General features: G+C 36.7%; 20 protein-coding genes and 3 pseudogenes. 20 read left to right on the top strand and 3 right to left on the bottom strand.

Translation table 11 applies throughout. The features are described 5' to 3' along the window. The first annotated feature begins 110 nt into the window (after positions 1 to 110). Entirely contained in the window at positions 111 to 887 is a 777-nt protein-coding gene (locus MHB50_RS13840) for a hypothetical protein (protein WP_077110069.1), read from the top strand. A gap of 119 nt (positions 888 to 1,006) precedes the next feature. On the opposite strand, the gene MHB50_RS13835 is transcribed toward MHB50_RS13840, so the two are convergent. The 3 genes from MHB50_RS13835 to MHB50_RS13825 all read right to left on the bottom strand — a co-directional run bounded on the left by MHB50_RS13835 (position 1,007) and on the right by MHB50_RS13825 (position 2,715). Beyond that, complete coding sequence (locus MHB50_RS13835) at positions 1,007 to 1,405, bottom strand: hypothetical protein (protein ID WP_077110250.1); 399 nt, start codon at positions 1,403 to 1,405, stop codon at positions 1,007 to 1,009. A gap of 738 nt (positions 1,406 to 2,143) precedes the next feature. Beyond that, a complete protein-coding gene (locus MHB50_RS13830; RefSeq protein ID WP_077110418.1) occupies positions 2,144 to 2,419 on the bottom strand; it encodes a hypothetical protein in 276 nt (91 codons plus the stop codon). A gap of 26 nt (positions 2,420 to 2,445) precedes the next feature. Next, the gene (locus MHB50_RS13825; RefSeq protein ID WP_077110416.1) at positions 2,446 to 2,715 is read right to left on the bottom strand and encodes a hypothetical protein; all 270 of its coding nucleotides are present in this window, start codon (positions 2,713 to 2,715) and stop codon (positions 2,446 to 2,448) included. Between the two features lie 501 nt (positions 2,716 to 3,216). On the opposite strand from MHB50_RS13825, the pseudogene MHB50_RS13820 reads away from it, so the two are divergent. The 19 genes and pseudogenes from MHB50_RS13820 to MHB50_RS13730 form a co-directional block, all read left to right on the top strand. Then, positions 3,217 to 4,260 (top strand): annotated as a pseudogene (locus MHB50_RS13820) (IS4 family transposase); the annotation flags it as partial. A gap of 782 nt (positions 4,261 to 5,042) precedes the next feature. Beyond that, positions 5,043 to 5,414, top strand: coding sequence for a hypothetical protein (locus MHB50_RS13815; RefSeq protein WP_077110412.1), 372 nt, complete (start codon positions 5,043 to 5,045; stop codon positions 5,412 to 5,414). A gap of 159 nt (positions 5,415 to 5,573) precedes the next feature. Next, entirely contained in the window at positions 5,574 to 6,551 is a 978-nt protein-coding gene (locus MHB50_RS13810) for a hypothetical protein (RefSeq protein ID WP_340083943.1), read from the top strand. Position 6,552: 1 nt separating this feature from the next. After that, on the top strand, positions 6,553 to 6,675 hold the full coding sequence (locus tag MHB50_RS13805) for a hypothetical protein (RefSeq protein ID WP_268920932.1): 123 nt from the start codon (positions 6,553 to 6,555) through the stop codon (positions 6,673 to 6,675). Between the two features lie 132 nt (positions 6,676 to 6,807). Next, positions 6,808 to 7,330: pseudogene (locus MHB50_RS13800) on the top strand (IS3 family transposase); the annotation flags it as partial. A 53-nt stretch (positions 7,331 to 7,383) separates the two neighbouring features. Then, positions 7,384 to 7,812, top strand: a complete 429-nt coding sequence (locus MHB50_RS13795) for a cytidine deaminase (protein ID WP_077110408.1) — start codon at positions 7,384 to 7,386, stop codon at positions 7,810 to 7,812. 35 nt (positions 7,813 to 7,847) lie between these two features. Beyond that, positions 7,848 to 8,687 (top strand): hypothetical protein, encoded by an 840-nt coding sequence (locus tag MHB50_RS13790; protein WP_077110406.1) that lies wholly within the window; start codon positions 7,848 to 7,850, stop codon positions 8,685 to 8,687. A 1,037-nt stretch (positions 8,688 to 9,724) separates the two neighbouring features. Continuing rightward, positions 9,725 to 10,102, top strand: coding sequence for a BlaI/MecI/CopY family transcriptional regulator (locus MHB50_RS13785; RefSeq protein ID WP_077110405.1), 378 nt, complete (start codon positions 9,725 to 9,727; stop codon positions 10,100 to 10,102). Positions 10,103 to 10,104: 2 nt separating this feature from the next. Then, positions 10,105 to 11,283, top strand: coding sequence for a M56 family metallopeptidase (locus MHB50_RS13780; RefSeq protein ID WP_205177987.1), 1,179 nt, complete (start codon positions 10,105 to 10,107; stop codon positions 11,281 to 11,283). Between the two features lie 50 nt (positions 11,284 to 11,333). After that, complete coding sequence (locus MHB50_RS13775; RefSeq protein WP_205177984.1) at positions 11,334 to 12,407, top strand: beta-glucanase/beta-glucan synthetase; 1,074 nt, start codon at positions 11,334 to 11,336, stop codon at positions 12,405 to 12,407. Positions 12,408 to 12,420: 13 nt separating this feature from the next. After that, on the top strand, positions 12,421 to 13,620 hold the full coding sequence (locus MHB50_RS13770; RefSeq protein WP_340083941.1) for a transcriptional regulator: 1,200 nt from the start codon (positions 12,421 to 12,423) through the stop codon (positions 13,618 to 13,620). Positions 13,621 to 13,670: 50 nt separating this feature from the next. Then, positions 13,671 to 14,543, top strand: a complete 873-nt coding sequence (locus MHB50_RS13765; protein ID WP_205177980.1) for an ABC transporter ATP-binding protein — start codon at positions 13,671 to 13,673, stop codon at positions 14,541 to 14,543. Further along, entirely contained in the window at positions 14,537 to 15,772 is a 1,236-nt protein-coding gene (locus tag MHB50_RS13760; RefSeq protein ID WP_205177979.1) for an ABC transporter permease, read from the top strand. The genes MHB50_RS13765 and MHB50_RS13760 overlap by 7 nt, the downstream gene beginning before the upstream one ends. Further along, the gene (locus MHB50_RS13755; protein WP_340083939.1) at positions 15,753 to 17,822 is read left to right on the top strand and encodes a DUF5050 domain-containing protein; all 2,070 of its coding nucleotides are present in this window, start codon (positions 15,753 to 15,755) and stop codon (positions 17,820 to 17,822) included. The genes MHB50_RS13760 and MHB50_RS13755 overlap by 20 nt, the downstream gene beginning before the upstream one ends. Positions 17,823 to 18,060: 238 nt before the next feature. Beyond that, positions 18,061 to 18,447, top strand: a complete 387-nt coding sequence (locus MHB50_RS13750) for a hypothetical protein (protein WP_205177977.1) — start codon at positions 18,061 to 18,063, stop codon at positions 18,445 to 18,447. A 570-nt stretch (positions 18,448 to 19,017) separates the two neighbouring features. Beyond that, a pseudogene (locus MHB50_RS13745) lies at positions 19,018 to 19,237 on the top strand (aminoglycoside 6-adenylyltransferase); the annotation flags it as partial. Positions 19,238 to 19,364: 127 nt separating this feature from the next. Then, positions 19,365 to 20,096 carry an aminoglycoside nucleotidyltransferase ANT(9) gene (gene ant(9) / locus MHB50_RS13740; protein WP_236016936.1) on the top strand — a complete coding sequence of 244 codons (732 nt, stop codon included), beginning with the start codon at positions 19,365 to 19,367 and terminating at the stop codon, positions 20,094 to 20,096. A gap of 630 nt (positions 20,097 to 20,726) precedes the next feature. Next, entirely contained in the window at positions 20,727 to 21,530 is an 804-nt protein-coding gene (locus tag MHB50_RS13735; protein ID WP_205177973.1) for an N-acyl homoserine lactonase family protein, read from the top strand. A gap of 9 nt (positions 21,531 to 21,539) precedes the next feature. Beyond that, a complete protein-coding gene (locus tag MHB50_RS13730; RefSeq protein WP_205177971.1) occupies positions 21,540 to 22,025 on the top strand; it encodes a MarR family transcriptional regulator in 486 nt (161 codons plus the stop codon). Positions 22,026 to 22,241 lie beyond the last annotated feature (216 nt).

The following is a 22,241-nucleotide window of genomic DNA, read 5'->3' as shown; positions in this document are numbered from 1 at the left end:
ACACCGTCGATTAATATAAAGAGCAGTGATCGCTTCCTGTATTTATTTATTCGTTTTTTTAAAAAAATTTGTTATAATTAAACAAATTTATAATTCAGGAGGATTTGAAAATGAACAGTTTATTTTCAAAAAAGAGGATGAAGAATGTAATTTCTTTACTATGCGCTTTCCTTTTAGTTTTCGGAATGACATTACCTTTTTTTACCAATGTGGTTAGCGCAGAAACTAATAAGGTTTCAATCAAGGATGAAAACCAGTATAATTCTGCGCTAAGCGAGAAAGAAAACATTATTTTGACTCAAAAGTTATCAAATATTGAAGATGAAATTGATGATTATCTTAAAACAATTCCTTATACCGAAGAAGAATTTGAAACAATGAGTGATGAAGAGTTTGATAAGATTTTTAATACATATTTTTATAGCGAGGAATTTCTAGAACTAGAAAGAGAACATGGGGAAGTATACTCAGCACTTGAGGGTCAACATGGAGAAGTACAACCTGCAATAGCTCCAATTTTTGTTCCAATTCTAGCCCATGTTGCAAGAATTGCATTACAAACTGTTGTAAGACATGGAACTCGTGTTGCATCCTCATATTTAAAAAAGAATCTAAAAAAAGTAGGAAAGAATTACAGATTAATCTGGAATATTAAAAATTCTAAAGGTAAAGTTACAACATTATTAAGTATTCAACACAAACCTACAAAACAAATTGTATTTAGATTAGATAATGGTAGTTTACATGCATATTTAAAACCTGGTACATCACAATGGTTCTGGCATTTCCATATAGGAGGAACACCAGCCGCAATGAAACATCATTACTCTTTAAGAGCTATAATTCCTTCAAAATATAAACCTAAACCAGGCCTTACGTTATTTTAAAAATGATGCTGGGTAAAACCCAGTGAAAATCAAAAAAGCCGCATGAAATCAAGGGTTTTCAAATTTGATTTTATGCGGTTTTACTTTCTGGGTTTGTACCAATTCCGATGATTTTTTACTTATTTCCCATCCTCATTTTTATTTTTCAACAAGATCGCAGGAGGATGAGGTGTACTGTTATCTTTCGTTTCATTCACAAAATACATATGGTTATTAATTTCTCCGTATTGTTCTGTATAAGGCATTTCAAGTGATTCAAATAACTTCATGCTGTCATCTGAAACTTTTATCACAATTACTTCATAACCCTCTCCATCAGATGCAGAAAAATCACCTTGAGACTCTCCCGTACTTAATGCTACATCAATTACTCTTTTTAATTCTAATAATGCTGTTTTATTCCCCACTATAAATGACTCGTGGTGTGGCATGTATTGAGCATAAATATGAAGATATTTCGTATCTTTAAAAGTCATACCAATCACTTTCCCTTCTTTATTTTTTGTTGTTCCAGTCATATTCCGTGTAAAAACGTTGTCCGCTGATACGCTTTTTTAAGCTGGGTTTACGGGGACCGATTTTAATTTTCATTTTTTAACAGACCTCGTTTTTCTTCATATTCGTTGATGTCTTTTTCAATATAAAGAGGGAGGGAGTTGTCATGTACCCACATCGCCGGTTTTGGAAAATCGTCATGTCTCAACTCCCAATTTTTTACGACTTGTCTACTTACGTTCCAACGCCGAGCTAAGTCGGCTTTAGAGTATAGTTTTGGTAAGTTGTCATCGCACTCACTTCTTTTCTTTTGTTGGTAATATCATTTTAGTAATAAAGAGTATAAACCATAATAAACTTACTACTAAACCGATCCAGTTTAATGTAGTCATGTTGTTGAAGTCAATTTCCAAGAGCAGTATGGCCATTAAAACAAACGCCAATAAGTCTGTACTGTTTATCTTATTCATAAGCTTGAGAAAGATGTGTTATAATATTTGTAGGGAGGGGGATTGCCTCCCCCTGTGGTTTAGTCCTTATCGTCTCTTTTAGTGAATCTATCGTATATATCAAGTAGCGCCTTGATGCTAGCGATGATTCCTGCGACGGTGAGGACTATATTTCTTACATCCTCCAACTTTTCACCTCCTTTCTATAACAAATTATACCACCGCTTTACGTTGTAAACAGATATTATGAAAAAAGTTAATGTTTTTTATAAAAAACAAGCCCCTTTCGAGAGGGCTTAAAATCAAGCGATGTTACCGTTCAAGATCAAGGTGTCGCTTCCTTGATTTATTTGTTTCTTCTTTTAAACTTTGGTCAACGTCGTATTGCAAACCCACTATTTCGGTATATAAGTTTGAACCTTTTAAGGGCATGCTTCTCATACTTAGATTTTTCGCTTTGTTTTTTATAAACTTTAGTTTATCTTTCTTCGTTTGAGAGTTTGTAATCGTTGATTCACGACGAAATTCAATAGTTAACTGTTCAAGTTCATTCTGTATTTCCATCTCAGTTTTTATTTTGTCATCCATTATTTTATTTCACCTCGCACTTTATATTATTCACGAATCACCTGATCAAACCATTCTTCGCCAACCATCATTTGTTCACCATTTCTTTCATAACTAAACTTGGCAACATTGTTTGCTTCTTTATGATAGGGAACCTCCCAGAATACTGTAATCTCACTTACATCAGATTCTTTGGCCAACTTTGCAGCTAGATGTTCACTGTACATTGATAGCATGTTACGTGTATTTTTAGCACCGTTTTTTACATTCCAAGTGAAGTGGGGGAGTACAACATAACTCCCGTCATTAAGACCCATGTTTTCATTTGCTTTAATCTCTTTGATCTCAACGAAATATTTCTTTGCGATTTTTTAATAACCTCTTTGATCTCTTCATCACGGGGAGACTCTTTCGCTGATTCAGCGCTTTTCGCCTCGGCATTGGCTTTTGCTTCGGCCTCTTCCTTCTCAAGCGCTTTTTGCTCTTTCTCTTTTTCGAGTCGCTCTTTTTCTTTCTGTTTTTCTTGTTCGAGCTTTTTCTGTTCTTCTTCAGCTTCTTTTTTCTCTTTTTCTTTCTCGGCCTTTTTGGCTGAAAGCTAAAAAACTTTTTATTGCAAGTGGAATCTTACTTTTATCAACTGGCATCATTGCTAGTTTTGATAATGATTCTGAAATCACTAGTGTTGCATTAATTAAATTTCACTTTTTATTTTTTGCATAGAAAAAGTCTTTTATAATGGATAAGTCATGTGGTAACCCATCCAAATCCACTAAAAAGGACACAAACTCATGGACAAGATTACATGAAAAACTTCATAATTTGAAGAACAGGTGAAAACCAGAAGTTAGATTTCTATACTAAAAAATTAACGACAGAGTCATTCCTAAAATTACTGCTTTTTTCTTAGCTACATGAAGTAGAAAGTCTTTATGCGCTAAGTGATTGTCTTTTCGATGATCATCTTCAAAAAGAGATTGACCTTGATTCGATCAGTATTTCGCAGCTGTCACGCCGAATAAATGGTATGAATCCAGATCTATTTCAAAGGCTTTTCCATGACTTAGTCTCATAAATGCATGCCAAAACTCACTATACAAAACTTGTTATGCCGTTAAAAAACATAGATTCAAGCACATTGTCACTGAATTTAAACAACCATGGGTGGGGCAAAGTTCCGCAAGACAAAAGCCGGTGTGAAACTGCATCTACGCCTTGTATTTATGGAAAAAGGAACTTCCTATCCCGAAAAAGCCGTCATAACAAAAAAAGAACACGACCGTGGTCAGCTTGAATTCATGGTGGATGACAAGGAATGCATGTATGTGTTTGACCGTGGCTATCTGGACTACGAGCGCTTTGACCGCATGAAGGATGACGGCTACTTTTTTCTATCAAGACTACGTAAAAGCGCTGTCATACGGGCAATTTACAATTTTAAATTGCCCGAGGATACGACTGTTTTATCTGATCAAATGGTGCTGATTGGTACGACTACGACTCAAAATAGTGCTAAAAATTACTTTCGTTTTCTAAAAGGGATGGATTCAAAAGGGAATGTACTACACTTCATTACAAATCGGTTTGATTTGAGCGCCGAAGAAATTTCAGAGATGTATAAATCACGTTGGGAATTGAATTATTTTTCAAATGGATCAAACAACATCTCAACATAAAAAAATTCTACGGTCAAAGCGAGTGGGCCATCCAAAATCAAGTGTTCATCGCACTGATTGTTTTTTGCCTACATATTCTCGTACAAATAGAGACAGGAAGCAAACGAAAGACCTTGCAAATCAGCCGTTATTACGGGCTGCTTAGCGCATATTTGGCTTCGGAAAATTGAAGGAAAAGGCGTTCCCTGATAAGTAAGTCGTCGTCGTTCTTAAAGTCTAATTGTAAATAAACCCCAAGTGGATGGAACCACCTTTAGTTAGGTTTTTACTTTTTTAGCTCTTAACACGGAAAGTGAATAAATGGGAAATTCTATCAAATTTTATGCAACAGTAGTGAGGTTATTTCTGTTTAAATAAACTATTTTCTCGTCAATGTGCTCAAAAATTATAAATGTTTTATTCATAGCAAATCTATAAGTAATACTAAGCAACGTGATGTTCAACAAAAATTAGTAAAGCTGTCATTAAAAATATTGTCATACCGATTTATCCACAAAATTCTATTATGGTCATGTAGTGATTAAATATGGTTAACCCACTCATATATTTACCGTATCATATATAAAAAGGAGAAATCATGGCTGATAATAATTATATTCAGGTATCAGGAGCTCGGAGCACGTGCATCAGGTTTTAGTTCGGGGCAAATATGCGAAAAAAAGAGAAAAGGTAATACATACTGGTGGTAGTGGTTATATAAATATAATGATGCCAAACCAATGGATTTTCAATTTTCCCGTAGGCTGCGGTAAACTATTTTAAAATTATGATGATTTCAAGAAGGTTTAACGCACTTTTCTGTTGAACTAATTGAACTAAGAAGGATTATCGTGTCTTTTATTGTACTAACGAAGCAGGTTTCTTTAATAAGCACCAATGGATTTTTTGTTATTTCAAATAAAATTGAATCAAAAGTGGAACTTATATTTGTTTTAACTGTATCAAAGTAAAGTGCAGAAGGAGTCAAAACAATGAAGAAAACATATATATCTGTAACTTTAGTGATTTTGATTTTATCGGCTTGTAATTCATCAGCATTGAGTTTTAGTGAAATTGAAAATGTACCTAATCATGTGCAAGACAGAATTGATTCCAATTTAAAACTTCAATTAATCAATGATGGAGAAAAAGGTTCTTATATCATTTTTCATTCAAGTGGAGATGTAGAAACTGATTTAGAAACACAAGGGGATAAAGTTACTTTAAAGTTGAATGAAACCAATTTAGCAGAAGACGCTGTAAAGCAACATACATTTTATTTAACGACAGACCCAGAACACGATGTAATAGAAGTTCTAGTAAATCGGGAATCAATACCCTTTGATAACGTGACAAGTCTATAAGCAACGGGATGTTTTTGTATTAAGCAAAAACACTCTTCCACTAATGGGGTGCTTTAATGGAATGAGGGATGAGAATGGCTGCAATTTTTTTTCTTTATTCTCTCCCTTGATAATTCTATTTCTTACGTGGTTAAATTGATAGTAAATGCTGGGGGTGGTATGTTGAAAAACAACATTGAAAAGGTGTTAGGGATATTGCTCATAGCCCTACTAGCCTTCAATTTTTTCTTTTTATTGCACATTAATAATTCAATGAACGAAAAGCAGAAGCAATTAGAAGAAAGACTTACCAAATTAAGTAGTCAAATAGGCGATCTGCAGGAAAACAATTCAACAACAGGAAATAGTAGTGCTGATAAAACGATTGATTTTCTTAAACAGGAATATATAAACTATAAGGATTTTGCAAACAATGACCGAGAAAGCTTCATGAACTTAGTCAGCTTATTTTTTGTAGCATTAGCCGTCTTGGTAACAGGTGGAACAATAGTCCTTTGGATTTTTGGTCAAACGAAAACAGAAGTAAAAGAAAATGCAAATTTAACAATAAAATCATCCATTAATGAGATAAAAGAAAGTGCTGACTCAACAGTGAAGGATTCCGTAAAGGTAATTGAAGAGGAAGCTAAAACTAAAATTAAACTTTTAATTGATCCTAAAATGGAAGACTTTGAAGCAAAATACAGTGAGTTAGAAAGGTTTATGGAGAATCAACACTCTCTTAGAAAGAGCAGAGTAATGGTTTTAAGCCCCCAAGATAAAAAAGAAGAGATGGAAAGACTTGAAGTAATGAGAATTCGTAGAATAGTAGATGAAGCTCGGTTATTGAGTTTGGAAAACTTCAAAGAATTTGACCAGGCGATAGCTAGTGGTGAAATAGATATTATTATATATAGGTATGAAAAAGCTGGTGGGAAAAAGCAAGAAGAAACTATAAGGAAATACATAAAAAAGCTAAAAGATTTGGACTTGGAAATTCCCATTGTAGTTTATGCTCCTCATGGTACAAGAGTAGATGGAGAAGACCTTCATTCAGTAAATTCTTACCCATTTTCAGTTATGGCGAATATGCCGACAAGCCTTACAAGTAATATGATGTCATTGGCTAATGCACTATCATATGAAAGGGGAAATTAATATGTCAGTAATAGAGTATTTAGAATCATTACTTGAAGAGGAAAAAATTGACGATGAAAATAAAGAAGAAAAAAGAGATGAAGTAGAAACAGCAATAAGAGAGAAATTTGGTGATAAAGTTTAAATACTCAGGTTCTATAGCAAAGCATACTGCAATTAATTCGAGAAAGACTTAGACCTTTCTATCCATTTCAATAAGGAATCTTTTTGAATCGGCTACACTTAGTTGGACAGATTTGTTAAGGTCATAGACTCGATTCAATCTAGTCGGAGGAGAATCGAGAATGAACAATTTAAAGAACAAATCGTACAGCTGTATGCAACTGGCAAGCCACGAACCGAAATCATCATGGAGTATGATCTAACACCTTCTTCCTTTGATAAATGGGTGCGTTAACACAATATGACTGACTCTTTTGAAGAGAAAGATAACCGAGTGCCTGAACAGGAAGAACTGATTAAGCTACGTAAAGAAAACCAAAGGCTTGCGATGGGGAATGACATTTTAAAGCAAGCCGCGCTGATCATGGGACGAAAGTAGATGTGATTCGAAATAACGCTCACAAATACTCAGTATCAGCACATGTTTTTACTGCACCGAGTAACCGCAGGTGCAATGTGTGACGTCCTGCAAGTCCCTAGAAGTACGTATTATGTATGAAGCCAAAATCAAAGGTGGCCAGGAAGAAGAGGAACTGATAAGGCTTATCAAAGATATATTCAAATCCAGCAGAAATAACTACGGCCAGAGAAAAATAAAGATTGAGCTTCAAAAGCAATGCTGATAGTAGGATTATAAAGTAAAGGTTAAAATGACTAAGGAGTTAATATGATGTTAAAGGTACGCCCTTTAGAGGATAGAGACTATGATTTGATCAAAGAAGCAGAAACAGTTATTAAAAAAAATTATAAGTATGGACGACACCATGTTGGTTCCGCAGTAAGAACTAGAGCTGGTGCTATTTTTTCAGCCGTTCACGTAGAAGCAAATGTGGGAAGAATCACCGTTTGTGCGGAAGCAATAGCTATCGGTAAGTCTATTTCTGAAGGAGATCATGAATTTGAAACAATTGTAGCCGTGGCTCATCCTCACCCTCATGAAAATATAGAAAAATGTTGGGTGGTTGCCCCCTGCGGCATGTGTCGGGAGTTAATTAGTGATTATGGGAAAAATACAGATGTCATCATTCCCTATAATGACAAATTAGTAAAGTGTAAGATTTTGGAATTACTTCCTGAAAAATATACCAGTGATGTTTAAAGAAGTTCCTGATAAAGAAAGGAGCATTCCTGTTCATGTGTGGATTTGTAAGTAAACATGGAGAGAGAGACTTAGAATTACCAAATAACCGAAACAAATTATTAGATGCAATTGCAAGTGATTTATTAAGCGATGGTAATGTTCTGTCATTTTTTTATGGTGGTTCCATCGGTAATGAAAATACAAATATTTTTTCGGATATTGACCTTAGAATCGTTGTGAAACCTCACAAAATAAACAAATACATTGCAAATAAACAGATGCGCGCAAAAAACTGGGGAAATGTATTGTATTTTGAGGATTCTGATCCTTCGTCAATCTATACTGTTGCCCATTACGATTGTTTTGTTAAAGTGGACATTTTTTATTTTACTTTGGACGATATTCAACCCTCTCCTTGGTTACAAAACATTAAAATAATCAAGGACACCAATGAAGTGATGAGAGCTATACAAAGACAATCCATGGAAATGACTTACAAACCAACAATCGCTGAATTTGAAGCTTGGAGAACAAAATTTTTTGCGTATTTACATGAAGCTTATCGGAAGGCAATGACAAAAGAATATTATTATGCTTTGGATTGTATTGATACATTACGATTATCCATGTCAACAGCTTGGTATATGGCTTCAGGAATTCAACCAAATACGTTTGGTGATTGGTCTAAATACGAAGGTGATAGAAGTCGGTTAAAAGACTGGCAGAAGTCGCTACTTGAAAGTTGGGAATGCGGAAGAGAAACGATAGAAATGATGAGTGTTATGAGAAGTATCGTACTTGAATTTAAAAAAGTACATGATACACTTTGTGAACTATTGGAAATCGAAAATGATTCAGAACGGGTGAATGAAATTGTAAATATGGTGATATAAATGTAAATATTTATCCCGCATGTAAGATGCCGTAAGACTCCCACTTCAAAATCTTGAGTGAATACAAGAGGTCTAAGTGGGAGAAAACGGCACCTAAAAGCCCGATTAGTTCAACTAACATTCAGTAGGAGCCCTACTGAATGAAGTTTCACTTTATCCCGCATGTAAGGTGCCATAAGACTCCGCCTTTAAAACCTGAGTTGATACAAAAGATCTAAGTGGGAGAAAACGGCACCTACATGCCCTATTGGTTCAACTAACGGGGCTGTCTAAAAAATCCAATTTAGAGTAAATGCATTAAAATGTAAAACCCAAGAATGTTGATTTTACGGCAATCTTGGCTTTGGTTTTTTTGTTTTCAAGCGGCAATATTACTTTTCGGACAGCCCCGAAGTTTCACTTTATCTTTTTCATGCTGCTTTCCACAATCGGTTGCGATTGTGGAAAAAAACAGGATAGCTCGTAAGGATCATGAAAATGTTTTAGTAGTTTGAGATTTGTTTTTCATTTCTCCACACTGTTTTCTGAGCACCCCATTTCCATTAAAAAATGGCCCCTCATACATTGACTCTACGTTTAAGTGTACATTACATGAGAGACGTTTATGACGCATGTGCGTATGAAAAATATTGAGTAAGAAAGGGCACGATTGTTGTTAATACTTTCCAAAAAAACCACAAAAGTAGTTATATTAAATTAACCTATCTAAGCAGGATTTAATTTTCTACTTCTATCCCCTTGTTTTGTAATAAAATCCTAAAATAAGTCTTTAAAAATCAGTATGATTCAATCCAGTAATGAAAAAGGCTTGAATCATCCTTTCACTATTCAAGCCAGCCAAAAATCAGATGGGTTAATGAATGAAACAAAGCAAACGGCATTACGTAAAGAGCTTGTGCAATGCAGCGGTTATCATCACTTCAAATGAATACGCCCCTCTTTTAGACAAATGTAAAAATATTCATGAAATAATTGACCTTCATATTTTACAAGTGTAGAATATGAGGAAGACAATTGTAGAAAAAGGAGTTATTTGTATGGAGAAAATGAAAAAGTTACCTGATGCAGAATTTGAAATCATGAAGGTTGTATGGGAGAACGAACCACCTATCACAACAGCGATGATTATGGCAGAAATAGGAGATAAACGTAAATGGAAAGCGCCTACTGTACTCACCCTTATGAGGCGTTTGGTAGAACGAGGGTTTTTACGAACAGAAAAGAAAGGGAAAGAGCGCACGTATTACCCGTTGATCAGTAAAGAAGATTATCTTCAATTAGAAACAGAACAATTTATGAAGAAATATCACAAAAACTCATTTTTAAGTTTTGTAAATACGTTGTATAACACGGAGCCGCCTACCGAAGAAGAGTTGGATGAGTTGTTAAAATGGGCGAAAGAACGGAGGGAGTAATATTGCAGAAATTGTTGTTTTCGTTGCTTGAAGTTTCGATTGCCATGTCAATCATCGCGCTTGTGTACATGGCCGTCACTCCATTATTAAGCAAAATATTTACAGCAAAAGGACGTTACTATACATGGTTGGTCATTATTATCGGGCTGATTATTCCCTTCCGATTTCACCGACAAGAATCAGCAATTTCTATTGATAAGTTCATACCTGCCATAAAGACAACAAACAGTCATTTCGTAGCACCCTATGAGATGGCGATGTCATCAGCTATTCCATGGTCTGTTCTATTGAGTGGGCTATGGCTTGTCGGTGTGGTTGTTTTTATCATCATTCATGTCATTCGACACGGACACTTCTTGAAAATGGTGAAACGCTGGAGCATGAAAGTCGAGGATTTGAAAGTACTGAATCTGTTGCACGATGTTCAAAAAAAGTTGCGAATCAAGCAACAAGTAGAATTGCAAATCTGTCCCGGTATTTCCAGTCCCATGTTAATTGGTTTTATCCGGCCAACCATATTGCTCCCAACGGGCAACATTCCGCCGGATGAGCTTCCGCTTATTTTAAAGCACGAACTGATTCATTTTAAACGCAGAGACATTTGGTTTAGAGCACTTGTATTTTTAGCGACTGCGCTGCATTGGTTCAATCCATTCGTTTACCTGATAGCAAGAGAAGTTTCTATTCAATGTGAAATTGCTTGTGACGAAGAAGTAGTCAAAAATACGAATGTGGATGGTCGACAAAAATATGTTGAAACAATTATTGGGGTCATCCGCAAACAATCCAAGGTACGAAGTACATTTTCCACCAATTTTTATAGTGGGAAGCAGGGGATGAAACACAGAGTTTTCTCCATTATGGATGTCAGAAACAAAAAATGGGGATTTTCAATTTTCGCAATGATTGTTGTGGCGACTTTTAGTACAAGTATGATGATAAAAATCAGCACTCCAGACGCCTCTCCCGAACCATCTGTACTTGTACCTGAGAATGAAAGCGATCCGAGCATGGATCATGAGGAAAATAGAAAGATTGATCAGACACTCCCCCAAAAGGATAAACCGGTTCTAGAAGTGGACGAAGATGTATCAAGAAATACAACAGATAGGAATCTATTAATAGATAATGATGAAAAGATGTTCGAATATGATAATCCTAAGTTGATAGAGAGTAAATAATGCTACAGCGAGAAAAGTCAATCATCAGAATATGAAAGGAGAAATGAGGTATGGGGAAATGCGGGTTCTCTCGGTATGCATTGGCATTATTACTACTCGCATTGATGGTGTTGGCGGCAGGTTGTTCCAATCAAAATTCTGATAAAAATAACGAGGGCACCATCCATCATGAAACGGACAATCCATTTGAAGTAAATGACGAAGAAACGGGTATTATGGGATCTATGGTTCATGGTTTTGATAACCCAGAAGTAGATGAAAATGAAGAAATGCTCCCCATTCCATATCATGGGGGAGAGTTGAAAATAGACTATTCCGTAGCTGCATCAGGGAAAGCTAAAAATGTCGGTTTTCTTATTTTCGTGGACGGCATCCCGCAACCCTATAAATTTAATACAACGGAAGCACCTTACGAATATATGCATATTCTTGATTTGGAAGAGGACGACAAAGAGACACCATTCACATTTGTCTTTACCCCCATAACAGGGAAGCAAGGGGATACTTTGGATGTCAATATTACGAGCGTTTACAATCCAGCATTTATGCCAGACATGAAAGAAACGAGTTCTTATGGAGGATATCACTCTACATTGCAGTCGTTAGGTTCGTTGGTTTTTGAAAAAGATGCAGATGTTCTGGAAGCTTCTAGCATCCCTAAAAAAGACTATTTAAGGAATGTTCGTCTGTCAACAGAACCAGTGACGAAGGAATTGTTGGAAAAACATGAAAAGCATAGTGCGATGAAAATAGACTTGGAGACATTGGAAAAGCTCGTAATAAATGAAGTGAATTTTGATGGGGATCGTGCGATGAATGTCGATAACCTACAGGTAAATGATAACGGAACCCTTCACGTGACATTTAAACTATTCGGCCACCCAGGGATACACTACCAAAATACGTTTTATATCAACCATCAAGCGTTAGCAACCGTAGATGGCGACACTTCTTTTGAAACAACTTTAGCAAAAGGAGAGGTATCCGTGATTGATGTGGAGATTGACTTAGAGAGATTGGAAGATTTCAATACGTTTTATGTTGTTTCCGTACCTACGAATACGGCGGATTTCCCTGATAATGCTTTTCTACTAAAAAGTGAATCCGTCTTATTGTATAAATGATCGGGGGATCAAGATGAATTTTAAACGATTCAGCATTATATTCAGCATATTTGTGTTCTTTTCCGTGGGATGTTCAAAAAATAATGAACATTTTGGTCCCTCAAATGATGGTCAAGAGCATTCAAATAGAGCAGATGAAGTCCGCGAAACAACCACACCCAAGCCGACGACACCGGATGTTGTTTCAGAATTGAAATTAGAGGGAGATATCAAGCATGTTTATTATGCTGATGACGACAAGGTTTTCATAGTGGCTGATAAGCTATACCTATATGATACAGATACGAAGAAAATACTACAAGAAGCCCCGCACGAAGAAGTTTTAAGTGAACGTTTTTGGGTGACTGACAATGGTTATGTGGCAGTTAGACAATCATCAACGAGCGATCATGGTGAGTCGGTGATGACGGATGGGGCTTTTCGTTATAAAGCCGCGTTTTACGATTATGACTTGAACATCGTTTCAGAATTTGACTTGAATCAATTGCTAGCGGACGACGATATGTTGATGTCAACAGATGCGATTTCGTTTTCTGCCTCTGGAACCCAAGTGGCATTTGCAACCTATTCCGGATTATATATCTATGATTTTACAACAGAAACAAAGAATACGATCATCGATTTGACATCTGAAGACGCAAAGGAGCGTTCTGGTATGGTCAACATTGAACAAATTGGCTTCACGAATGAGGATCAACGGATCGCATTTAAGGCGCAAAGCTTTGATATTCCAGCTGACCCTGACAAGCCTTCCTTTGCAACTTGCGGGATCGTAAATATAGATGGTTCAGAGTTGTTAAATCGTACATTTGACAATTTTTCATGTCAGAATTTAACGGCTTACAATCATTTGCTGTTATTTGCAGAAGATCCGACCGTTGTATCCGGAAAAGCATTGGTGATGGAGATGCCAAGCAATCAAACGAAACTGCATACTCTGAGGGAAAAAGCGGAAAGCGGATTCATATCGGGTTCTAATGCCGGTCGTTATTTTGCCACTCCGATTGCACATAAAACCGGCTGGACCATTCGGGTGTATCATACGGAAACCGGAAAGTTGGAAGCGGAGCAACAGGTTTCAAATGACGGAAACGATCATTTTATGTCTCACGAACCAGTGATCAAATTGATAGACGAGACGAGGACTTGTATTGTGTTATTAGGGTCAAAACGAGACGATATAGAATCGAAAGTAATCATTAGTCAATTTTAATGGTAATGAAATGTTCTTTCTGATAAGCGGGAAATAAGGGGGGCATGTTTATGAAAGTCACGTTTAAGGATATTTCAAAGCAATATAAGGGCAAGTATGCACTCAAAGATTTCTCCTCAGAACTAGAGAATGGGATTTATGGTCTGTTGGGCGCGAATGGTGCGGGCAAAACAACACTGATTAATATTTTTGTGGGCATTTTAAAGAGCGACAAAGGGCAAGTGCTCATGAATGATGTGGATGTGAGACATTTAGGAATCGATTTTTTATCCCATATTGGCTATTTACCACAGTACCCGCAGTTTTATAAAAACTTTGAAGTGATGGACTTTCTGCGATACATGTGTGTCCTCAAAGATATTCCGAAAGAACAAGGTGAAAAAAGAGCAAAGGAATTATTGGATATCGTCAATTTAAGTGACGCCTCTAATAAAAAAATCGGCGCACTATCCGGCGGCATGCGCCAGCGCGTCGGTATTGTACAAGCGATGCTGAATGATCCTGATATTTTAATTTTGGATGAACCAACAGCTGGACTTGACCCGCAAGAAAGAATTCGTTTTCGAAATTTGATTACCAAGTTTTCAGAGAATCGAATTGTCTTACTGGCAACGCATATCGTCTCCGATGTTGAATATATCGCCAATCAGGTTCTTTTACTAAAAGCTGGACAGCTTTTAAAACAGAATTCGCCTCAGGCACTTGCGCGTGAAATCGAGGGGAAAGTCTGGATGGTGACAGTGACAGATGAAACGATGGAAGAAAAGCTCAATCATTTTCACATTAGTAACATGATGAGGGATCACGATGGCATTCATTTAAGAGTGATTGATGATGAAAAACCGGATCCCCATGCGGTGAATATAGAGCCCAATTTGGAGGATGTATTTTTGTACTATTCGGGAGAACGCGAACGATGGTGAAGTTACTTCTTTTTGAATGCCGTAAACATTTCTTTAAAAAGTCAGTTGTCCTGGCGATTCTTCTTTTTAGTATACTGAATGTTGTTAAAATATATAGCGTTTATGACCAAACATCATTACTTTCCAAAAGTACAGGGTCGGATTGGCATGATTTATATTGGGAAATGTATGAGGATTTTGGGGGAACCATTACAAAGGAAAAAATCGAGAAACTCATGTCGATTTACGGACCGCTTGACCAGCAAACAGCGGATAAAACCGCAAGCACAGCAACAGATAATCCGAATACATATACGGGAAATGTATACAACGACACCTTATTCTTCCGTTGGAATTTTGTGAATCCAATGGAATATGCCTATATGTACAAAAGTTATGCAAATGATGTTGTCATGACGGCAAAAGAGAATCTGACATTTTTTGAATCGCTCGGAAATCAATACGAATATAGAAAGAATGCAGCGATTGCGGATCGTTACGCGGGACGGATGATATCGGATTTTTCATATACGGAAATGTATGAAAACCTTATTCATTACGACTTTTCATCTTTTTTGGTCATACTGATTTGTATGTATGTCTTAATCTATGTATTTGTCTCCGAAAAGGAAACGGAGATGGATGTTCTTTTATTGACGACGCAAGCAGGAGGAAATAGAACTGTTTGGGCAAAACTGATTTCCTCTGCCATTTTTGTCTTTGTTGTCTGTTTTTGGTTTTGGTTGCTTGATTTTGTGGCATTTGCGACTTTTTTTGGATCGGTGGAAGCAACCTTTTCCCCGCTTTATGCGATTGAAAACTTTGCAAATTCATCGATTGGTATCCGTTTAGGAGCGTATGCCGTTTTATCGAATCTCATAAAAACAATGGGAATTCTAGTACTGAGTTTCGTGTTTTTATTGATTTCCATTTTTTTTAAAAATGCTTTATTTCCGTTTATTATCAGCCTGCTCGCTACCTTTGGATTCAATTATATCCAGGAACTGTATATAGGGTCTGGTCGAGTCTTGTTCAAAGTTCTAAATCCATTTGTGCTTGTGGTCAATCGGGAATTATTTCGTAAAACGGAATTTGTCAATCTTTTCGGATACCCCGTGGTGAGTTATACCCTAGCCTTATTGTTTGCGGTAGCTTGGGGAGCGATCTGTATATTAGGCATAATGCTGCTCATTAGGAAAAATACTGTCACCAGAAGAGGGGGGAGAGAGCGTGTCACTATTAAGTTATGAATGGAAGAAAATGCTTTTCTATCAGAAAGGTTTGTACTTTATCAGTTTGTTTTTCGTCTTAAGCATGGCGACATTACTGATTTTTGACACGCCAAAAAACCCGGAAATTGAGATGAATTCCGAACCGTATGCTTTCTATTTAAACCAAGTTAAGGGGGCACTTACGGACGAAACAGAGAGATTCTTTAAAACGGAAGCAAAGAGAATTTCTGAAGCAAACGTAGCATTAGAAAGGGCATACAACGATTACTATGATGGAAAAATCTCCGAGGATGAGTTACTAAAAATAGCAAGTCCATTGGAGGAAATCGTAAAAAATGAAAGTGGCTTTAAAGTCATTTTTGACCAATATTCGTATATTCGCGAAAATCCGGACAACCGGTATTTTTTATCTACGAATGGTTGGAATGGACTATTGGCCACGGATCATTTGGATTTGTTATTTCTATTATTATTGTTAGTATTGGTTACGCCCGTTTTTTGTGCGGAGTTTGCCAGTGAGATGGATTCCCTTCACTTGACTGTAAAGAAAGGGACGCGCGTGCATGCTGTCTCAAAAGTTGTTCTTGTATTCATGACGGTGATTGTGCTTTGTTTCTTAACCTCGCTGTTAAGGTATGGATTCTTTCACATAAAATATGGCTTAGAGAATGGTGATTATCCCCTACAGAGTTTATCTTATTTTGGAACTTCTACAAAAAACAGCACACTTTTTTCCACTTTTATATGGGTAACGGTTTTAAAAATATTCGGCAACCTAAGCTTCTCCGTGCTCATTATGCTCTTTTCTGTATGGACGAAAAAATACGCATTAACCTTATTTTCATCTACTGCCGTGATTCTGTTACCTTATGTTGGACTGAGTATGGAATCCACTAAATATTTTTTGCCGGGGCCGCTTGCCTTTATGATTGCCACCGGGTTTTTCAGAGGGAGTGAAGCTGAGTATAATATCGTTACAGATCAGATGGATGTGACGTTTGAGGAAATTTCGATGCTGACCGTGATGATCCTGTTCGTGATCACATTGTGCCTTAACATCGGGGCCATGATAGTGATTATGATCCGGCATACGAATGTATGGAGTGTCAAGAAAAGAAGAGGCGGAAGGTTAAAGTCATTAAGTATGATGGTGATCCTCTGCCTGACCGCATTTACCTTTGCCGGCTGCACCTCCACTCAAAATATGAAGGACGTTGATATTTATAATTATTCTTCCAGGCAGTCCTTTGAAAATGAGCAATATCGTTTTTATGTGGATGAAACGGATTTGGATGATATGAAACTTGTATTTGAAGATAAGCAAACTGGTGAAATGAATCATTTGATCAGAAATCCGATGCAATCACTCACAAAGGTTGAGACCTCTATTTATGGAAATGGTCCGTTTGTCTATTATATCAAGCAAGAGTTTGATAAGTTGCGAGGTTTTGCCTACCGCAATGAAGAACGTGGCAGGTTTTTTGTTATGGAAGTGGATACGAGGACGTTTGATGAGTGGATCATTTTTGAAAAAAACATGAATTCCAATGAAGATCATTTTCTAGGACCTCATTCAGCGGACAGTGCTGACTCGGGGTTTTACTTTGAAATAGATTCCTTCTTTTTGGATGAGAAGAGTATCTATTTTATCGTTCAAAACGAGATTAGGCGGGTAAATAGGGGGACAGGCAAATCAAATGTCATCATTCGTGCGCCGTTATTAACAAGTGTGGCCTTTGATGGTCAGCATATTTATTATTTTAATGAAAAATATGAAGTGGTTCAGTATGATACGAAGACGGATTCGGAAACAGTTCTGCCTGATATCATAACGACACATTTTATTTTAACGGAGACAGAACTGCTCTTTTTGAATCGTAAAGATCAATATAAAATCTATGCCATGAGTCTGGACGATTTTGCAACCCGAAAAATCACGGAGCAATCTGTACTGAACTTTACTTGTGATGATCAATATATTTTCTACGAGGCGAGGACGGACTCCAAAAAATATCGCATAGATAGGGATGGGGAAAATGATTTATTATTAGAGGATCAAAATGATTAAATTTGGTAGGATGGTGCATTGACTGCAACACCGTACCCCGAGAAATCCCTTGAATAGAATCGATTGTAAAATTAATAAAAGTCTAAATAATCTGGACTTTTTAAGGTAAGTCATGTATGGTGGTGGTAATGAGTAGAAAAGGAGGCATGTTATATCCAATAAATCTATTGGTTTTAAATAGTTTTTGAGATGTTGTTGGGTCTAGTGGATGTTTACGAAAAAAATAGGAGGGATTACTATGGTATTAAGTAAGAAAACGCTAATAAGTAGTATTGCTGCTATTTTGGTTTGTTTGTCATTGGCTGCCCCATCATTTGCAAACACTTCTTCTAAACCGGTAACTGGGTATGGAACACTGACTGGAACGTTATCGGGTTCGAATTATATTACAAAGGTAACCCAAAACCCTGACTCTGCACAGCTGTCAATAAAGGGATCTATGCAGGATAGAAATGGAAAAACAGTTGTCTCAACACAAGAAATTAAGAGTCCAAGAGGAAGAACCTATTTCTCAGGCTCATGGTCATCTGTACCATCAAATGTTTATGTGATTTATGGAACACACGGTGTGCAGGGTGGAAGTAAATATAAAGCTGCGGCAGTATATACCTATACACATCGTTAATTGAATAATTGTAGATTAAAAGAATGTTTATACTAATGTGGATAAAGTTTGTATATACTTTATCTGCATGGTATAAACATTTCTTTTTTATAGGTGGGGAAACCTGGAAAAGATTACAGCCGTAATAATCGAGTATATCTCAAAATATTTTTGATATATATTTTGAAATTGCTATATTATTACTTGAAAGATGGTAAACAAATCCAACAGAAAAATAAGAGTTGATTAAAAAATGAAAGGCAAACTGTTAAGTTTTATTACCGGGCACTTTTTACCATCAATATTAACTGTTGTTCTGTTGTTTCTCTTTACTATTTATTTAAAAATGAAGGATTTTAGCTCATTTGTTTTATTTGGAGACTTTTTTAAAGTATATGAAATTACTGCAGATGAAACAGGGTTCGATTTTAATATCAGTACGTTAAACCTTCTGCCAATAGGCTGTTTTATCTCAATAGGACTTACAATCTTTTTAAACCGCTTTAGTACTATTAAGTAGCGACATTCTTAAAAAACTGTTTTATGGTGTTTTTGTAGACGGGGAGCATGTAAAAGAGAATAGAACAGGAAATGATGAATATAATACTTTCCATAGCAAATGAGGAAGAGCGAATTAGAATTGTAACGATCGAAGGTCTCATACAAATATTAATATACCCAAAGATGAATTCCAGGATGATGATATTACATATTTTGTGCGGATATGAATGATGTTTGGCTTAATCAATTTGGGAATATCATAATAATGCAAAAGCCAGAGGATATGGGGTTTTTTCCACCTGAAGATGAAGCGAAAATTTGAGATTAAGATGCAATAGAGTTTCATAAAGATGCTCTATTTTTTCATGAAAGGGGGATAACAATTGAAGGGCAATTCGCTGAAGAAAATACCAAAGGAAGCCATTCAAGCAATCGAAATGATAGAGGGACTGCTTGATAGGATATTAGTGGGGGTATATTTATATGGTTCTGCTGTGATGGGAGGTTTACGCATTAATAGCGATGTAGATATTTTGGTGGTAACAAATCAGAGTTTATCTGAAAAAACCCGGAGAGAGCTTACAAATAGGCTGATGCTTATATCTGGAAAAATAGGAAATGCACATGCGATTCGACCACTTGAAGTGACGGTGATCAATCAAAAAGATGTTGTTCCTTGGCAATTTCCTCCCAAATATGAATTTATGTATGGAGAGTGGCTGAGAGATCAGTTTGAAAAGGGAGATATCCCTCCGCCCACTTATGATCCTGATTTAGCTATTCTTTTAGCTCTTGCAAGAGAGAATAGCATGACTCTTTTGGGAGTAAATGCAGCAGAAATCCTTGATCCTGTGCCAATAAAAGATATTCAAAGGGCTATTAAAGAATCTTTACCTGGGTTGATTGAGGATATAAAAGGTGACGAACGCAATGTCATTTTAACTTTAGCCAGAATGTGGTTTACAGCATCTACTAGTGAAATTAGCTCTAAAGATCAGTCCGCGGAATGGGCAATACCTCAATTACCTGAATATCATGCGGCTTTACTCCATTTAGCGAGAAAGGCTTACTTAGGAGAGCGTGTTGATAAGTGGGAAGGAAGGGAGATCGAGGTGGCGTCACTTGTTCATTATATGAAAAAGTCTATAGAGTCTTGTCTTAACATTTGAGTACTTTTCCAATCGTGTTAATGATGAAAAAGCTGATTGCTATTGGCATGATTGTCGAGGATTTTTCGATATGTTCCTTCATACAGATATCTCAACAATTAATAGGTTCCCAAATGGCCTCAGACATCAATGCCATCAGCTCGGCCAATAGCGTTTCTACAAAGACAATTGGCTCCCTAAAATGAGCATTTCCCACTTTAAACATCTATTTTTGATTCAGACCTCGATTTTCGTCGGGGTCTTTTTAATGATCAACCCCAGAGTAGAACTGGTTTTTCAGAAAGCGGGTTATTTTCCAAAAACGGAAAAACTTTATTTTAACGACAATGGAGGAATACGGGTATGCGGATCGTATGTTGAAAAGGATTTCTTTTAGAGTTGGGACAAACTTTTTCAAAAAAAACCGTCCATTATCACCTGGATTTTTTGGGGTTCAATCATAACATTTTATAATGTACGGTTGAATACGGGGGGATTTGCTGAATGTTTATGATCGAATCAATTTGCTTGAGGGTAAAGGGGAAGGACTTTTACAGGAGAATATATCAACATTCCTTATTGCAAATAAATGATGTGTCATTTAATATGAATAATAGATGACGCGTCATCTATTTTGAAGGGGGATTTGAAGTGCGAATACATATTTTACACACAGGGAAAGTACAGATTGATCGAGCATTAGCTTATAAAGAGCGAGGCCTACACCCAGCTCCATTTACGGGATGGTTTAGGAATAGCGGGAAAAAGATATGGGTGCCGGTTTCTTCGTATTTGATTGAACACCCTAAAGGGCTCATTTTAGTTGATGCGGGCTGGCATGAAGATATGAGAGTGAATCAGAGAAAACATCTAGGGAGTTTAGCTTTTTCTATGTTTAAGGGTGAATTGCCAAAAGGGCATTCAGTAGCAGAACGGCTCAATCACCTTGGCATTAAGGCAAGGGACTTGGACTATGTTATTCTTTCACATATGCACTCTGATCATGTCAGTGGTATTAAACATGTTCAAGACGCTAAAAATATCCTTGTTAGTGACATCGAATGGAAGGTGGCCCATAAAAAATTAGGCTACATTCAATCAATGTGGAAAGATGTGCCTATAAATACCTTTCGTTTCACTGATATACCTTATGGTCCCTATAAAAGAGGATATGACCTATTTGGTGACAATTCGCTTTATATCGTTCATACACCGGGCCATAGTGCTGGTTTGGTCGCTTTGATGGTTAAGATGGAAAAAGGCTGGGTGGTACTGGCAAATGATGTGGGTTACTCAGAAAAATCATGGACGCAAATGATATTGCCTGGTATAACTACAGATAGAACGGCTGCTTATGATTCTTTAAAGTGGCTGCACAACTTTGCAAAAAGAGAAGAATGTGTAAGAATCATTTGTAACCATGATCCAGCGATTGTGCCAGAAATAATTCGATAAGGTGAAAAAATGGAAAAGTATCGCGAGATAGAAAAGTTCAGGTATTTGATTTTGGCTGCACAAAGACAAGGAAATAAAATCTTAATGGAATTACTAAGAGAAATTGGCGTTACACCTTCACAAGCTGAAGTAATACGTATTTTAGCAGAAAAGGAGTTCCTTACTCTGAAAGAGTTGGGACAGTTACTAATCTGTGAAGATGGAAGTCCTTCCAGGTTAGTGGAGAGAATGGTAAAAGAAGGCCTCATAAGGCGGGAAAAGGATAAAAATGACGCCCGGTTTATAAGAATGACACTCAGTCCATTAGGTAAAGAAAAACATCTACTCATTACAAAAGCGGAAGAGCAAATGTATCGAAAAATGACTCAACTTTATACAACGAAGGAAATTGAACTGGCAAACAGGGTGCTAAGCAAGTTGTTATTAGACACAAAGTTCGAGTATAAATTTGAACAACGTGGTTTTAGCTTACATCACAATCATGATCGAAATTAAGAAATGAGGGAACGATCTTCCCGCCCGCTGCTAAAATGTCGGTATAAAGAGAAAGAAGAAGAGCGTAAAAAAGAACTGAAATAGTTTCGGGAGGATTTCCCCATCTAAAATCAAAAGTTCAGGATAGTAGAAGGATGAAACAGTCGTAAAATGAAATTGGTAAAAATTGAACAATTCGGAATGAGTTTGGGATGCATATTGAGTATATGTTAACAT

Origin of the sequence: Siminovitchia sp. FSL H7-0308 (genome assembly GCF_037980985.1) — a bacterium.
Taxonomy (GTDB): Bacteria; Bacillota; Bacilli; order Bacillales; family Bacillaceae_C; genus Siminovitchia; species Siminovitchia thermophila.
The sequence above is the reverse complement of the archived record's forward strand: the minus strand, read 5'-3'. Positions and strand labels throughout refer to the sequence as shown.